This window comes from Spirulina sp. CS-785/01, from assembly GCF_028330525.1.
Classification (GTDB): Bacteria; Cyanobacteriota; Cyanobacteriia; order Cyanobacteriales; family Spirulinaceae; genus JAQMSD01.
In genome coordinates this window covers 1-15784 of record NZ_JAQMSD010000151.1, presented here as the reverse complement: position 1 = coordinate 15784, position 15784 = coordinate 1, and the positions used below count along the sequence as shown (strand labels likewise).

Sequence of the window (15784 nt, the reverse complement as noted above, 5' to 3'; positions counted from 1 at the left end):
ATCTCCCCCAACTCCCGACTCCCAACTCCCGACTCCCGACTCCCCCATCTCCCCCAACTATCAACCATCAACAATCAACTACCAATGTCTATTCTGCAATCTTGGGCTATTTTGCGTCCTCAGCGACTGGTGGGGGTGGTGTTGGGGGTGAGTGTATTCCTGGGGGGATGTGAACCCCCTCCTGATATTACAGAGACTAGCACAGAAGACAGTGCAGACACAGTAATCGAAGACCAACAACTCACCCTCCAAAATGCCACCCTCGAAAACTCCACCGAAGACGGACAACCCCTCTGGAAAATTAACGCCAAAAAAACCGTTTATAGTGAAAATCAACAAAATGCTGACCTAGAGAAAGTAACAGGGAATCTCTTTTCTGAAGGAGAATTAGCGGTTCAATTTCAGGCCGATCGCGGCAAAATTATCCAAGATGGGGAAAAACTTCTCTTACGGGATAATATCATCGCCACTGACCCCCGCAATGGAGTGAGTTTGCGTTGTGAGGAGTTGGACTGGTTTCCCGATGAAGGTCGGTTAGTGGTGCGTCAGAATGTGCAGGGGTCCCATGAACAAGTAGAATTATCCGCCCAACAGGGACAATATTGGAGTCAAGAGCAACGGTTAGAAGTGACCGGGGAAATTATCGCCACGGCCCGTCAGTCCCCCCTACAACTGAAAACCGAAAAGCTCATTTGGTATGTTCCCGAACAGAAATTAGAGAGTCCTGAACCCTTGCAGGCCGACCGCTACGAAGAAATCTCAGTTGCCGGCCAGACTGAAACAGAAAAGAAAATCAGCGATCGCATCTTAGCCGACCAAGGAGAGATGAACCTCGAAACCCAAGTCCTCATCCTCACCGACAATGTAAAATCCACCTCCCAAGACCCTCCCCTACAAATTGCCTCAAACTCCATTATCTGGACATTGATCGAACGCACCGTATCAAGCAATGAACCTGTGCAACTGTATCATCTCGAAGAAAATGTCCTCGTCAGTGGCAACCGAGGATTTGTCAACCTAGACCAAAAAATCGCCCGACTGCAAGACGGAGTAAGAGGACTCAGCCAAAACGAAGAAGCCGACCTCTACGCGCAAAAAATCCTCTGGAATATTGACGCACAACGCCTAGAAGCGGAAGGCAATGTGATTTATCAACAAGTTGACCCACCCATGAACGTAACCGGAGCGAGAGCAGTGGGTCAACTGAACAAAAAAACCATCACCGTCACCCGCACCGGACAAAATCGCCGGGTGATGACGCGAGTCATTCCCCAAGACTAACTGCCATAATTCCAGCGTGCGCGATAGCCGCGATTATCCAAATGGGTAAACGTGCGACCGTAACCTAACCCCCCATTCCACCAGGGATCAAGCTCTCGCTGCACCTCACGGGGGGACATTCCCGAAACCACAAAATCTACCCCATGCCCCCTTAAATGGCTGGAATTTCGCGCTCCACCCACCGCACGATTGACGCGAGGGGGGCGATACCAACTGGTAATCGTAATCGGGCGATCGCCCAACTTACTCCGCACCTCATCCATCCGTTTAGCCATCGTCATAATCTGATTTGTCACCCCTGCATTCACCGGAAGACGACTTCCCCCTTTCGTTGCTTCACTCCAGGTAAAATTCCCCCCACTGACAATCGAATCCAAAATTCCCACTTGGCCAATCCCCGAAATCCGCACAATCCGGCCTTGCGGGGGAGTAGATTGGGGAGTTTCTTGGGGGGGAGCATAATCTTCAATATTCATGGTGTCCACATGGCCCTTAAAGACATACCATTCGGTGCGGCCTTCAATGGGATTCATCAATGTCACCAATAAATGATTACCACGGGGGTCCGCACTTTTCACCCCTAATTCCCGTTGTGTCACCATGGCTTTTTCCTGATCCGAAAGACTCCCCGACTGGACCGGTTTGGTTTTAAACACCGTATCATCGGTAATCACCAGCGTTGCAGCGTTTAACACCTCCATGTGACCTTGAAACACATACCAGTCGGTGCGTCCCCCCAACGCATGATCTAAGCTGACTTTATAGTGATTTCCGGTCTTCGTAGCGTTTTTAATCCCGTATTCTCCCCGGTAAACGGTCAGTTTATCATTGTTGGCCAGTTTACTCGATGGGATGGGTTTGGTTTTGAAGATAGTGGTTTGGGTGACAAGTAATGTTGACATCCCTGAATGATCTCCTACGAAAGAATCTGACCCCAATATAGTCAGGATTTGGGCATTAGTCACCTACACAACGCAATTTCTCTCACCTCATGCTCTATCTGACCATGAAATTCCTCAGAAATTATGAGTCTTGAAACAGAAGCGTAAAACCCTCTTGGGCAAAATGTCGATCATGGGTCAGGACTTCGGCAATAGTCATTTGTTGCATCACTATCATGGAAATACAATCTGTGAGACTATAACCTTTATCTAAACGTTTCCCATATAAGTCTAATCCTAACTCGCGTATTTCAGGGGTATAAGCAATCACTTTAATCGTTGGCTCTCGAAGCATTTCTCGACACATAGAGAGTGCTTTTTGTCTCAACGGAATCTAGTTAATGAGAACCTAATCTATAGTCATCAGTGATCTAAATGAGCAAGTTTTGGGATAGTTAGAGTTATAACTGTGGCTATTCTGCGGTGGTTTTGGGGGAGGTCAGAGACAAAATTTGGCAGTTACGCTTATAATTCCCCTTGGGGGATAGTTACTGTAAAAATAGAGCCTTTGGGGTAGTTGTCTTCTACGGAAATTTGGGCTTGATGTGCGTCGATGACCATTTTACAGAAGGCTAACCCTAATCCTAATTGGGCGACTCCTTCCATGGTTTGGCCAATGTTATAACGCTCAAAAATACGATCGCGCACTTCTTGACTCACTCCTGATCCTTCGTCAACAATGCGCAGGGTGACTTGGGGGGAGGGAGTGGCCCGATAGTCTAGTTTAACGTGGATGGTGCTGTTGGAGGGGGAAAATTTAATGGCGTTGGATAAGAGATTATCAATCACTCGGCGGAATAAATTCCCATCTACGGCAATAGAATAGGGAGAGGGATTATATTGGTAATGAATGTGGATTTTTTTCGGTTGCGCGATCGCCTCAAAATCTATCACCGCTTGCTGCACCAATTGGCCAAAGTCCACCGATTCCGGTTTTAACACCAAACTCCCCGCTTCTGCTTTGGCCACTAACAATAATTCATCGGCAAATCGTTGTAACCGTTGGGCCGCTAGGGAAATTTGCTCTAGTTTTTGCTGTTGTTTTTGATTGGCCAGGGTACTTTTCAGGATACTGGTGGCAAAAATAATACTGGCGAGGGGATTGCGGATATCATGCACTAGAGCATGAGACAATTCTTCTCGCAGTTTTAAATTGGCGTTGAGTGCGTCGTATTGTTCCTTAATCCGCAGCATAGATTGGATTCTAGCCCGCAATTCTAGTCCTGTCACGGGTTTACTAATAAAATCATCGGCCCCTGCTTCTAAACATTCCGCTAAATCTTGTTTGGCCGTCAAGGCCGTAATAACAATCACCGGAATATGTTGCCAGAGTCCCGCTTTCAGACGACGACACACTTCAATCCCGTTTAAGTCGGGCATCATCACATCTAGTAAAATTAAATCTGGTTGCAAAGAGTCCAGACGACTCAGGGCTTTTAACCCACTGGAGGTATAATGCAGGTCATAGTTATGTTCAGATAACAGCCCCTCAATCACATCAAAATTATTGGGTTCGTCATCAACAACTAGAATGGTTTTTGCGGTCATGGGTAATGATTAGTACAGGATACACTCTCGACATAGGGAAGACACAGACAAAAAACATTAGGATTACAATTGTGCTGCGATCGCATGAGCAATTTGTTGTAAACGGACGGGTTTACTCAAACAAACCGTTGCGCCCGTTTCCACATAGAGGGAGTTCTCCTCTGGTGCAGTGGATGCTGTGAGGACGATAATGGGAATTGAGGCATTAATGCCCCGCAATTGTTGTATTAATTTTAATCCGTCCACAGCAGTGACTGGTAATTTTAAAAGAATCAGATCGGGGGAATGATCTTTCACTTGCTCTATCACAGCTTCCCCGGTTTGTGCATAGCTGAGATGATAGCGTTTGGCGTTTAAATACTCCCAAAGGGTATCAATAGCGGTTTGATCTTCATGGGCAATGAGTAAAGAGGGGGAGACGGTTTTTTTCCGGGGAGGAGTGACTGGGGGAGAGGACGGAATAGCCCCAGGAGTAACAAAGGGGGTGGATAAGACTTGGGAAAGGACGGTATATAATTGCGATCGCTGAATCGGTTTCACCAAATAGCCCTGCACCCCTTTCCTTTTTATTTGGGAGGGTTCATCTTCAATAGAAATGACAATGACGGGAATTTGGCGGGTGTCTGGATGATTTTGCAATTTCTCCAAGATAGTCCACCCGGATAACTCCGGAAGTCGTAAGTCTAACAAAATCGCTTGGGGTTTCAAATTCAGCGCGAGGGATAACGCCTCCTCTCCATAAAGAGAAATAATGGTCTTTAATCCAATTTCCCCTAAATACCGGGTGAGTTGTTCAGCCATAATGCCGGAATCTTCGATAATGAGGAGAGTTCCGGCTGTGAAATGGGGGAGGTGGGGAGAGGAGGGGGCAGAGGCTGATATTGTTCCGGTTGCCAGGGTAAGGTGAGGGTAAAACAACTCCCTTGCCCTAATTCACTGGTGACGCGGATTGTGCCTTGGTGAATTTCGGCAATGCGTTTAACGAGGGCCAACCCTAACCCTGTGCCAGCATAATGGCGATTGAAGCTACTATCAATCTGGACAAAGGAGTCAAACAAGCGATCGCAATCTTGGGAAGCAATACCAATTCCCGTATCAATCACTTGAAAACTCAGGGTTTTAGTCTCTGGGTGGCCTTGTACGTTTAAGGTCACTTTCCCCCCTTCTGGGGTAAATTTAACTGCATTACTTAATAAGTTGAGGAGAGCTTGACGCAAGCGTAATTCATCGGCCTGAATTTGCAAAGTGTGGGGGTCTAAATTCTGCTCCAGTTGGATCTTTTTACGGGTGGCAAGGGGTTTAATAAAGGTGAAACTCCCGTGACAGAGGGTGGCAATCTCAACAGGGTGTAGATGGAGTTCCATTTTCCCCGCTTCAATCTTCGCTAAATCCAAAACATCATTAATCAGTTGGAGGAGATGTTGTCCACTCTGTTCGATGGTTTTCAGGGAGTCCTGTTGTTGAAAGGTGAGTGAGCCATAAATCCCTTCCTGTAATGCCTCAGATAGCCCCAGAATGGCGTTGAGGGGGGTGCGTAACTCATGACTCATATTGGCCAAAAACTCGTCTTTGAGGCGTGTTGCCCGTTGTAACTCGGCATTGGTTTGGCGCAGTTGGGTTTCCATGGCCTTGCGATCGCTAATATCAATGCCAGAGGGGATTAAATAGCGAATTTGGCCTTGGGTATTATAGATAGGAGTCAGGGCAAAATCAATGATAATCTGCTCTTGCTGTTTCACTTGCACCGGGATATCAAAGCGCACTCGTTGCCCTTGTAAGGCGTTTTCAATAGACTCCCGAATTCGGGCCGGGGCTTCCTCGGAATACCCCCACCAGTAAGTCTGATCAAAGGATTTCCCTAAGACTTCCTCGCGCTGAATTCCGGCAGCTTCTAGGGGACTCCGGTTGGCTTCAATTAAAATTCCATCGGTGGTCATTACCCCGACAAAGGTTTCTAAACTGTCTAATAGGTCCCGCAAAAACTGTTCACTGTCCCGTAGTTGAGTTTCTAGGGCCTTAAAATCGCTGATATTTCGGGCAATGGTGGAAAAATACTCAATTTCACCTTGGGGCGAGTAATGGGCAATAATCATTTGTGAGAGGGGGATTTCTTGGCCATCGGCGGTGAGGAGGGCGGTTTCTCCTAGCCAGACTCCCTTGTCTCTTGCGGTGGGAAAGGCTTCTTGCAGGAGGAGAGCTATTGCCCAAGGGGGATGATATTTTGTAATGGAATTTTGAGTGAGATCACAGTCGGGGGTGAGGCCCAAGAGTTGGCGGGTTTGTTGGTTGGCCCAAATGGTGTTCCCTTCTACATCACAGATGCCGATAATGTCTGTGGAGGCTTCTAAGATAGTAATGAGGCGCGATCGCTCCTTTTGGACGGCCACGCGATCGCTAATATTCCGACAAATGGCATACCATTCATAATAATCTTGGGTTTGCGGATCGCCCACCGCTTTTCCTTTGGCCTCCACCCAAATGTAATGGCCGTCTCGATGTTGGAGACGATACTGCACAATAGCGGGGAAGTCCTGGGGATGGTCAATATATTGAATTAATACGGCCAAGTCTTCTGGATGTATCCAATGGGTAAAGGGTTGGCCCAATAGCTCCTCTGGAGAATAACCCAACATGGACTGACAAGCGGGGGAAACGTAGAGACAAACCCCCTCTAGGGTGGTTCTCAGCAGGAGATCAGTGGAGTTATCCGCAAAACAATTAAAATTTTCTTCTGTGGTTTGCACCCGTTGCCAGAGAGCGTCTTGTTGAAGTGCGATGGCGATTAATAACGCGACATTTTCCAATTCCGCTAAGGCTTCCCTAGACCAGTGTTTGGGACTCCCATGCTCTGCCATCAGCACCCCCCACTGTCTTGTTTTTCCCCCTTGTTGGATCATAATGGGTCTTGTCACCCATGCGGCCATGGTCGTCTGTTGTAACTCCGGCAGAGAAGCGGCAGGACTCTCGAAGCGATGCGTCACCGTTTGGGGAGAACAAAACCACTCCCAAACTGAACTAGAAGGGGAGTCTAGCGGCAAATTAACAATCTCTCCAGACTGGGCTACAAGAATGCCGGAGTGGGGAGTCTCTTGTCGATATAAAACCACGCGATCGCAGTTTATCATTTGACGAACTCCGCTAACTGCCGTAGAGAAAATCTCCTCTATACGGGCATTTTGTTGGATTTGGGAAAGAAGGAATTGCACAAGAACAAAATTACCTTTGATGTAATTTGATGTAATTATTCAGGTTAACGAATTGAGCGTAAAACTTATTACTTTTTAGGGACCGCTCAGACGTATAATTAAGAGCAGTCGGTGGTTGCTGTGGGTATTGATATCAGCGATCGCCAAAAAATGAAGCCGAGTCTATTGTCACCACTTCTTATCTGAGTATTTTACTGGAAAATCTACAACAGGGGGGTGTAGTCTTGGATGAGACTCAACGAGTCGTGTTGATTAATTCCGCATTTCCCAATAGCTTCGGATATTTCCCTCCCCCGCACCCCTCACAGGTGCAGATTTTCTTGATATGGCAATCCCTTATGGTTTAATTATTCACAGAATTTTTATCCAATGCACTCAAATACGCTTTTCCCCATCATCAAGTCGGTGAAATTATTTTACAATTTTGTTAACAGAGAGAACAATTAGTTTTCATCTTTGGTGATAATGGAGTGGGACTTCCCTCCGATTTTAAGGAGGAAGCACGTCAATCATTAGGGCTACAACTGGTGGTTGGTAACTAAACAACTCAATAGTCTATTAGAATAGTCTATTAGAATTGAGTCAAACCCCCAGATCACATCAAAAAAATTAACTTACCCAATTCTCATTTTAAAAAGCGTAATAATGCCAGACTCAAACCCAAAAATAATTCTAGTGGTTGAAGACCAAACTAGCATAGGCATAGAAATTCGTCAAACTTTACAACGTCTCGGATATCAAGTGCCTAACGTCATTAAAAGTGGGGGAAATGCCGTTGAAATGGCTAAAGAAATTAAACCTGATTTAGTCTTAATGGATATCCTTTTACAGGGAGAAATGGATGGAATTGAAGCCGCTAGAATAATTTGGGAAACCTTAGAAATTCCCCATGTCTTTTTAACTTCTTATACCGATAAGAACATCCTAGAACGGGCAAAGTCAATATCTCCCTTTGGCTATATTGTCAAACCTTTTGAAGAACGAGATATTTATATTGCCATTGAAATTGCGCTTTCTCGCGCTCAAACAGAATTAGCCACTCGCAAATCTTTACAAAAAGAACGAGAATTAAATGAATTAAAAAGCCGTTTTGTGGCTACTGTTTCCCATGACTTTCGGACTCCTCTTTCGACAATTATTTTTTCGGCAGGATTGCTAGAAAAGTATGGAGAAAATTGGGATCACGAAAAAAGAAAGACTCACCTTCAGCGCATTCAAAATAATGTGCAACAAATGAGCCGTTTATTAGATGATATTTTATTGGTTAGTGGGGTTGAAGACCAGCAACTTCAATTCCATCCCTTTCCTCTCAATTTAGAGCATTTTTGCCAAAAAATTATCCAAAAAGTGAGCAAAAATAGCAATCAGTCGATTAATTTATGCTTAGAAAAGGTCTCCACAGAAATCAACTTAGATCATAAACTCTTAACCCTGATTTTAGAAAACTTATTAACGAATGCGCTCAAATATTCAACAGGAAAACCTATCTTTTTGCACTGTAAGAAAGATGGGCAACAAGTCACCCTCCACATCCAAGATCAAGGGATCGGGATTCCGATCAGTGATCAAGATCGCATTTTTGAATCATTTCACCGAGGAAAAAACGTGGGGACAATATCGGGAACGGGCTTAGGATTGGCTATTGTTAAACGATCCGTTGAATTACATAAAGGTAAGATCGAACTCTATAGTGAAGAAGGAACAGGTACAACTTTTTCCGTAACCTTGCCAATTATTTGAAAATGTATTTAAGATAGATACATTGGGATATTCAGGGTTACAAGTCACTGCCAAAGAAGTCCCAACTTTGGGAAAATCGGTAGAAAGGGAATGATGACTAAAATCTTAGTAATCGAAGACGAGTCGGATATTCGACAAAATATCATTGAACTCCTAGAAGCAGAAAACTGTATCGCCCTTGAAGCGGAAAACGGCCTCACGGGATTACAGTTAGCCACCGAACAATTACCGGATTTAATTCTCTGTGATGTAATGATGCCGGAAATCGACGGGTTTTATGTCCTTGATCTATTGCGTAAAAATACTGTAACCGCTAGTATTCCCTTTATTTTCTTAACGGCCAAGGCCAATATGTCCGATTTGCGGACGGGAATGGAGTTAGGGGCGGATGATTATTTAACAAAGCCCTTTTTTCCTGAAGAATTACTCAAGGCCATTGAAACTCGTTTAGCCCGTCATCAAGCCATTCAACAAAAACCCAAAACTCCCCTCTCCTCTCCGGATATTCACTGGAGTCCGATCACTCAATTACCGAATCGTCTTTCCTTGCGCGATCGCTTCGGAGAATTTCTCCATCAATATAGTAACGCTTACCCCCGGAATGAATCACTCATTCCGGTTTTTTGTATCGGAATTGACCGTTTTAGTCGTATTAACGATACCTTGGGATACGAAATGGGGGATCATCTCTTAAAATCCATCAGCGATCGCTTAAAAAAATCCCTCTCCCCCAACCCCCTCATTGCCCATCTCAACGCCGACGAATTTGCCATTATTTTCCCCCCCATCCAACACAAACGAGAGGCCAAGCATTTAGCCGACACCCTCAAAGAAAAACTCTCCTACCCCTTCACCGTCAACCCCCAAGACATTTTCCTCACCGTCAGTATTGGCATTACCTTTTATCACCAAGACGGAACAGCCCTTGATCACCTCCTACAACAGGCCAAAAAAGCCCTCTCTCAAGCCAAAAAAAACGGCGGCAACACCATCGAATTCTACAGTGGAGTCTCCACCCTCAACTCCTCCCAAAACCTCTCCCTCGAAACCGAACTGCGGTACGCCCTCGAACGGGATCATCTGCAAGTCTTCTACCAACCCCAAATCCGCCTCCGAGACGGCAAAATCACCGGATGTGAAGCCCTCGTCCGTTGGCCCCACCCCAGCAAAGGCTACATCTCCCCTGGCGAATTTATCCCCCTCGCCGAAGAAACCGGACTCATCGAACCCCTAGGAGACTGGGTATTATGGCGGGCCTGTGAACAACTGCGCAGTTGGCATGATCAAGGGTTTCGGCAACTGTCCATGGCCGTCAATCTCTCCGCCCGACAATTTCGCAGCCAACCCTTCAGCCAAAAAATCAACGACATCCTGCGCATCACCCACCTCCCCCCCCATACCCTAGAATTAGAACTCACCGAAGGCACATTAGTTCAAAACGTCAATCAAGCCATTGAACAAATGCACCGCCTAAAACAGCTAGGCGTTTATTTAGCCATTGATGACTTTGGGACTGGATATTCCTCCTTGGGTTACTTACAGCAATTTCCCTTTGATATCCTCAAAATCGATCGCTGTTTCGTGCGCCATTTAACCACCCATCCCCAAAATCAAACCATTCTCCAAGCCATTGTTACCATGGCCCAAGGATTAAACTTAACGGTAGTTGCCGAGGGGGTAGAAACCACCAATGAATTAGCCTTTTTTCAACATCAACAGAGAGTTTCTAATCCTCGTTCCTTAGAAACTCGCATACAGGGATACTTATATAGTCCTGCTATCCCCGCTTCTGACTTCATCTCTCTGTTACAAGTGAATCCTCTAGTCATTTCTCAATAATAATCTGTGGACCTATGGCAAAAATTTTAGTGATCGAAGATGAAATGGATATTCGTGAAAATCTGCTGGAATGTCTAGAAATTGAAGACTATGAAACCTTGAGCGCGGAAAATGGGGCCATAGGAGTAGAAATCGCCCTAACCCATTCTCCTGACCTGATCATCTGCGATATCATGATGCCGGATTTAGACGGGTATGGGGTATTAGAAGCCCTGCGCCAAGTCCCGAAAACCGAAATGATCCCTTTTATTTTTCTCACGGCCTTAGCGGATAAAACCAGCACCCGTAAAGGGATGGAATTGGGAGCAGATGATTATTTGAGTAAACCGTGTACCCCAGAGGAATTATTAAATGCGGTGCGGAGTCGGTTACGCAAGCAGAATATTATTACCCAACGCAGTCAGAAACAGTTGGAGGAGTTACGGAGTAATATTAGTCAGGCATTACCCCACGAATTGCGCACCCCTCTCAATGGGATTTTAGGCTATAGTGACCTACTGTTAATGGATTTTGAGTCCCTAGACTCTGCCGATGTGCGGGAAATGCTCCAAGAAATTCAGCAATCGGGGGAACGGTTATATCGGGTGATCCAGAATTTTTTGCGCTATGCGGAGTTAGAGTTAATTGCGTGTCAACCAGAGCGTATTGCTCAATTACGACAAGAATCTATTAGCTGTGCGGCCAGTTATATCACCGCCCAAGCCCAAAAACAAGCCTACCGAGCCAAACGGGGTCAGGATTTATTGTTACAGTTAGAAGATGGGTCGATTGCGATCGCTAGTCTAGACTTAGGTAAAATTATCGAAGAATTATTAAGTAATGCCTTGAAGTTTTCCGAACCCGGAACCCCTATCACTCTAAAATCCTGGCAAGAGGACGGCCATTATATCTTCACCGTATCAGACCAAGGCCGGGGGATGACTCCTGAACAAATCACCCAAATTGGCGCAATGATGCAATTTGAGCGCAAACTTTACGAACAACAGGGGTCTGGGTTAGGGTTAAGCATTGTTCAACGTCTTGTCCAGTTATACGGCGGCAAGTTAACCATCAACAGCACCCCCCAAAAAGAGACCACGGTTCAGGTGATGTTGCCTTATTCAAGCAATGTCAACTGATTCAAGCATTGACACTCCACGCCCTAGAAGGACGTGGATTCTTCATTCATAGACCCAACTTGCTTTGGCAGGATTGCTCCAACCAAAGTAGAGGTCGAATCTCAGTCCCGCGCTCAGGTCCAAGACCCAAGTTCCGCTATGCTAAGCGCGTACTCAAGGCTATTTTCAGGATATTAATGGCAGCATTCCAGTCTCTATCACGCCATCAACTCTAGGGGAGAATCCGGGATATTGGGCATGACCGCTAACCCCTGAGCTTCCGCCATATCTGCCTCACAGGCCGCCTGTAGAGCTTCCCGTAAATCCGGCATTACTGCTAAAGCCCTTGTCCAGTCGGGGATTTGCTCCCCTTGGGGATCATCAGCATATTCTCGCCCCGCTTCCAAGATGACCCGTTCAAACTGTTCGATGGCCATTTCTTCTTCATGACGGTCATACAAGAATCCATTAAACCGCGCATCTACAAAATATTGACGGGTGAAGTTTTGGGCTTCTCGGCGGAATTTGACCCGTAACGCATGGATGTGATCGCGGGAAATGTACAATTGTTCCATTTCTGTGAGGGTCCGGAGGAGAGACCGCAAAATATCGGCACACATTTTTTGTAGTCCCTCATGGGTATCTTGACCGAGGGGTTGGTGTTTGTGGTCAAATACCCCTAAGTCAATTTGGGAAATGCGTTTATGGGCGACATTGCGATACACTTCTCCCAATAAGCCAATTTCTAAGCCCCAGTTGGCTGGAATGCGCGTATTAAGGGCGAGATCGCTGGTGAGGGCAAATTCTCCGGAGAGGGGATAACGGTAGGCACTTAAATAGCGCAGATAGTCCCGTTCTCCGAATAATTCTGTCAGGGCCCGCAGGAGGGGAGTGACGAATAAACGCACAACCCGACCATGAAAGCGGCTGGGTTCGCCGCTAATACGGGCATAATAGGCTTTATTGAAGGCGATGCCGAATTCTTTTTCTAGGAGAGGATAAAGGAGTTTAAGGGGGTAGGAACGGTTATAGGTGAGGATGTCTGCATCATGGACCGCAATGGCATCCGCTTCTAAGGATGCCATGCCTAGGCCAAACCAAACCGCGATCCCTTTTCCGAAGTGCATCACTAAATCCAGTCCTCGCTCTCGGACTTCGTGGAGAATGGTCATGACGCGATCGCCATTTTCCCAGAGGACAAACACCTTCTGCGGTAAGACGGAGAAAAACTCCACCGCGTGTTTATACTGGTCTGCGGAGGTGGCAAATAGACAAACAACAATCGTCTTCACAAAATGGCAATCCCGCAACTGTTCCCGAATCTGGCTTAGGGCTGGCCGTTGCAGTTCTTCGTACAAGGCAGGAATGATCAATGCAGTGGGAGAGGTTTCGCTGAGGTTTAGCAGTCGTCTCTCTAGGTGATTGAGATTACAACCATAATCATGGATTGTGGTGATCAGTTCTTGTTTGTAGTCCATATAACCACTTGAACCTATTGAATTTTCTCTCAATTATTAAACAAATCTAAAAAAATTGCTGTTAAACGTAATACTTTGTATCGAGTTATTCCGCGCTCAAAATGGTTGGCAGCACGAAATTATCCAAGACCTTGGTTCTGGAATGAATTACAGCAAGCGCGGTCTTAAACGGTTGTACTGGGCAGTGATTGACCGTTCTGGGACAAAAGCGGCCTACAATTATGGGGTGAGTTAGAGAAAAGTCCTGTCGGGATGTTTTCGGAAATATCCCGACAAGATTGCTCTTGCTTGGGTCTCAGGAATGAACGGTGATGGAGGAGAATGACCAATCCGCAACTCTTAATTTTCACGGACTTGGACGGGACGTTACTCGGTGCAGAGGATTACAGTGATGAAGCGGCCTTGCCCGCGATCGCGCAATTACAACAACAGGACATTCCCCTCATCCCCGTCACCAGTAAAACCCGTGCCGAGGTAGAAGTCTTACGTCATGGGCTTAACCTCACCGACCCCTTCATTGTCGAAAATGGCAGTGGTATCTTTATTCCGGTAGGGAATCCCCACTTTACCCACGAAAGGGAAGAACACGCCGACGAGTACCATTTACTGCGTCTGGGAATGACCTACAGTCAAGCAAGAGCCATCCTCAAAACCCTTGAAACCGCCTTAAAACGACCGCTAGAAGGCTTTGGCGACCTGAGTGAAGCCCAACTGCAAGCATTAACCCAGTTACCCCTAGAGGACTTAAAACGGGCGAAAAAACGGGAATTTAGCGAACCCTTTGTCACCCTCCAATCCATTCCCCCCGAAATTGTTACAGCGAAAGTGAAAGAATTAGGGGCGGAGGTGGTCGTGGGCGATCGCTTTTCCCATTTAATCAGTCGCCACGCCGGAAAAGGTAAAGCCGTACAAGAATTAGTCCAACGCTACCAGCGCAACCATCCCGACCAAACCCTATTCACCGTAGGATTAGGTAATAGTCCCAATGATTTACCCATGTTGGAAGTCGTTGATCAAGCCATTATTCTCCCTGGCAAAAAAGGCCCCCATCCCCAACTCCAAGCACGGGGATGGCCAGTGGCCCCCGCCCCGGCCCCCCAAGGTTGGGCCGATGTTGTCCAAGACTTAATCAGTGAGGCCATCATCCCAGACAACGCAACCCTCACCAAGGCGACCCAATAAGTAAAAACGAACTCCAATAATAGGGGTGGGAAAAATCCCGGCCTTGTACTTGACTCAAGAGAGACGCAGAATGGTTATTGTTCCCCTTTGGCAACGCCATCGCTGTTAATTCAGACTGACGTAGGAGAGCCACTTGCGCTCGTCGTAAGGCTTCCGCTTTCGTTGTCACCGCCGGGTCTTGGAGATGGTGATAAAATTCACTCATTAAGGCTAATGTCCCCCAATCATGGACATTCCAAAGACTCGCTAACGCTGACTTAACCCCTGTATTCACCGCTAACCCCGCAAACCCTAACTCCGCCTGTATATCCCCCAAGGCCGTGCGACAAGAACTCAACACCAATAATTCCCGCGTCTTCCCCCATTGCAACTCCCGTAAACCGTCAATGGGGAGTCGTTCCTCCCAGAGATGAATATAGGAATTATGGGAGTCTCCCCCTTGAAAATTAGAATGAGTGGCCAAATGCACAATCTCGTAAGCGGGATTTTGGGCCTGTTGATAGAGATTGGCCAAGGTAAACTGTTGATTGAGAAAGGATTTCCCAGTAGATTCTGTAATCAGTTCTAATTCTAGGGGGACGGCGGGTAAAGGTTCGTATTCGGGAAACTCTGACGCTCCCATGGCTAACACTGGGGCCTGGTTGAGGGAACGATAGCGGCTATCAGTGAGGCTGACACTGGGGATTTGTCCCAGACTATACTGTTCAATGAGAAATTGTTCACCGTCGTGTAGGGCAGCTAAAGGGAGCGATCGCAAGCCCACATCCAGACTAAAAATGAGGGTATCCACCTCTAATCCCTCTAATTCGGCTTTATAGGGGGCAATGAGCCACTGATAAAGTTGTTGTGCAGCCCCCAAAAATTGACGGCCTCGTCTGGGGTTGGTGATGTTTTTTCGCAACTCTCGGAGGGTTTGGCCTAACTGTCCAGAGGAGATGGGAACGGTTTGGGAAAGGGGTGATCCTTGAGGTAAAACCAGAACTAACTGGAGTCCTTGGGGGTGTCGTAATGCGTAGAGAATAACAGACCGTTGCCCGGTTTGGGCTTCAATATTTTTGAGCATCTCGCGGATACTGTAAGCAGTCACTTCTGTATCTGTGGTGTTCTCTCCCAGATAATTTTCGTATTGGGCTGTAAAATAGCGATCGATTGCAGTGACTAAATTATCCCCAGTCAGGGTATGCAAGGTGCTAGGAGAGGTAAGTGGAGTTGGGGTTGGGGTTGAGGTTGGGGTTGAGGTTGTTGTTTGGGAAGTGAGAGGTGTTGGGGAGGGGAAGTCGGTTGTGAGGAGAGTCGCCGAGGTAGGGGACGGGAGAGTAAGCTCTGTTAAGAGGAGGGGAGTATCAGCAATTTGCCAGTTCAAGGTATATTGTTCGGGGGTTGGAGACTCGATCACGGTTTCTGCATTAATTAAGTCCCCGATGAGAGCGGCCAAATTGCGACTAGGATTAGAGGAGGGAGTTGGGGGAGTT

Annotated in this window: 12 protein-coding genes and 2 pseudogenes; 6 read left to right on the top strand and 8 right to left on the bottom strand. The window is 46.7% G+C overall.

Going from position 1 to position 15784, the window contains the following annotated elements; translation table 11 throughout:
• Positions 1-1281, top strand: a 1281-nt coding sequence (gene lptC, locus PN462_RS10325; protein ID WP_272128090.1) for an LPS export ABC transporter periplasmic protein LptC, incomplete at its 5' end; no start/stop codon positions are given.
• Here lptC and PN462_RS10320 read toward each other — a convergent pair.
• The 5 genes from PN462_RS10320 to PN462_RS10300 all read right to left on the bottom strand — a co-directional run bounded on the left by PN462_RS10320 (position 1278) and on the right by PN462_RS10300 (position 6976).
• Positions 1278-2183, bottom strand: coding sequence for a D-Ala-D-Ala carboxypeptidase family metallohydrolase (locus PN462_RS10320; RefSeq protein ID WP_272128089.1), 906 nt, complete (start codon positions 2181-2183; stop codon positions 1278-1280). The genes lptC and PN462_RS10320 overlap by 4 nt on opposite strands.
• Before the next feature lie 121 nt (positions 2184-2304).
• Positions 2305-2517, bottom strand: coding sequence for a type II toxin-antitoxin system VapC family toxin (locus tag PN462_RS10315; protein WP_272128088.1), 213 nt, complete (start codon positions 2515-2517; stop codon positions 2305-2307).
• A gap of 170 nt (positions 2518-2687) precedes the next feature.
• On the bottom strand, positions 2688-3770 hold the full coding sequence (locus PN462_RS10310; protein ID WP_272128086.1) for a hybrid sensor histidine kinase/response regulator: 1083 nt from the start codon (positions 3768-3770) through the stop codon (positions 2688-2690).
• A gap of 63 nt (positions 3771-3833) precedes the next feature.
• On the bottom strand, positions 3834-4571 hold the full coding sequence (locus tag PN462_RS10305) for a response regulator (protein ID WP_272128084.1): 738 nt from the start codon (positions 4569-4571) through the stop codon (positions 3834-3836).
• Complete coding sequence (locus PN462_RS10300; protein WP_272128083.1) at positions 4544-6976, bottom strand: PAS domain S-box protein; 2433 nt, start codon at positions 6974-6976, stop codon at positions 4544-4546. Before PN462_RS10300 ends, PN462_RS10305 begins: the two co-directional genes overlap by 28 nt.
• A 645-nt stretch (positions 6977-7621) precedes the next feature.
• Between PN462_RS10300 and PN462_RS10295 the strand changes: the two genes are divergently transcribed.
• From PN462_RS10295 to PN462_RS10285, 3 genes are all read left to right on the top strand, one after another.
• Positions 7622-8716 carry a hybrid sensor histidine kinase/response regulator gene (locus PN462_RS10295; RefSeq protein ID WP_272128082.1) on the top strand — a complete coding sequence of 365 codons (1095 nt, stop codon included), beginning with the start codon at positions 7622-7624 and terminating at the stop codon, positions 8714-8716.
• Positions 8717-8806: 90 nt separating this feature from the next.
• Entirely contained in the window at positions 8807-10555 is a 1749-nt protein-coding gene (locus PN462_RS10290) for an EAL domain-containing response regulator (RefSeq protein WP_272128081.1), read from the top strand.
• 14 nt (positions 10556-10569) lie between these two features.
• Complete coding sequence (locus PN462_RS10285; RefSeq protein WP_272128080.1) at positions 10570-11673, top strand: hybrid sensor histidine kinase/response regulator; 1104 nt, start codon at positions 10570-10572, stop codon at positions 11671-11673.
• A gap of 23 nt (positions 11674-11696) precedes the next feature.
• Here the strand turns inward: PN462_RS10285 and PN462_RS23510 are convergent.
• Positions 11697-11872 (bottom strand): annotated as a pseudogene (locus PN462_RS23510) (RNA-guided endonuclease TnpB family protein); the annotation flags it as partial.
• Entirely contained in the window at positions 11871-13130 is a 1260-nt protein-coding gene (locus tag PN462_RS10280; RefSeq protein WP_272128078.1) for a glucosyl-3-phosphoglycerate synthase, read from the bottom strand. The gene PN462_RS10280 and the pseudogene PN462_RS23510, both read right to left, overlap by 2 nt.
• A 79-nt stretch (positions 13131-13209) precedes the next feature.
• Between PN462_RS10280 and PN462_RS23505 the strand changes: the two are divergent.
• Together PN462_RS23505 and PN462_RS10270 are read left to right on the top strand one after the other, a co-directional pair.
• A pseudogene (locus PN462_RS23505) lies at positions 13210-13323 on the top strand (IS607 family transposase); the annotation flags it as partial.
• Positions 13324-13451: 128 nt separating this feature from the next.
• The gene (locus PN462_RS10270; protein WP_272128076.1) at positions 13452-14312 is read left to right on the top strand and encodes an HAD-IIB family hydrolase; all 861 of its coding nucleotides are present in this window, start codon (positions 13452-13454) and stop codon (positions 14310-14312) included.
• On the opposite strand, the gene PN462_RS10265 is transcribed toward PN462_RS10270, so the two are convergent.
• On the bottom strand, positions 14293-15784 hold a 1492-nt coding region (locus PN462_RS10265; protein WP_272128075.1), incomplete at its 5' end, for a CHAT domain-containing protein. The two genes, PN462_RS10270 and PN462_RS10265, sit on opposite strands and share 20 nt — an antisense overlap.

Bases quoted from the DNA above. Each gene is read 5' to 3' on its own strand.
- PN462_RS10320 (WP_272128089.1), bottom strand. From the start codon at position 2,183: ATGTCAACATTACTTGTCACCCAAACCACTATCTTCAAAACCAAACCC.
- PN462_RS10315 (WP_272128088.1), bottom strand. From the start codon at position 2,517: ATGCTTCGAGAGCCAACGATTAAAGTGATTGCTTATACCCCTGAAATA.
- PN462_RS10310 (WP_272128086.1), bottom strand. From the start codon at position 3,770: ATGACCGCAAAAACCATTCTAGTTGTTGATGACGAACCCAATAATTTT.
- PN462_RS10305 (WP_272128084.1), bottom strand. From the start codon at position 4,571: ATGGCTGAACAACTCACCCGGTATTTAGGGGAAATTGGATTAAAGACC.
- PN462_RS10295 (WP_272128082.1), top strand. From the start codon at position 7,622: ATGCCAGACTCAAACCCAAAAATAATTCTAGTGGTTGAAGACCAAACT.
- PN462_RS10290 (WP_272128081.1), top strand. From the start codon at position 8,807: ATGATGACTAAAATCTTAGTAATCGAAGACGAGTCGGATATTCGACAA.
- PN462_RS10285 (WP_272128080.1), top strand. From the start codon at position 10,570: ATGGCAAAAATTTTAGTGATCGAAGATGAAATGGATATTCGTGAAAAT.
- PN462_RS10280 (WP_272128078.1), bottom strand. From the start codon at position 13,130: ATGGACTACAAACAAGAACTGATCACCACAATCCATGATTATGGTTGT.
- PN462_RS10270 (WP_272128076.1), top strand. From the start codon at position 13,452: ATGACCAATCCGCAACTCTTAATTTTCACGGACTTGGACGGGACGTTA.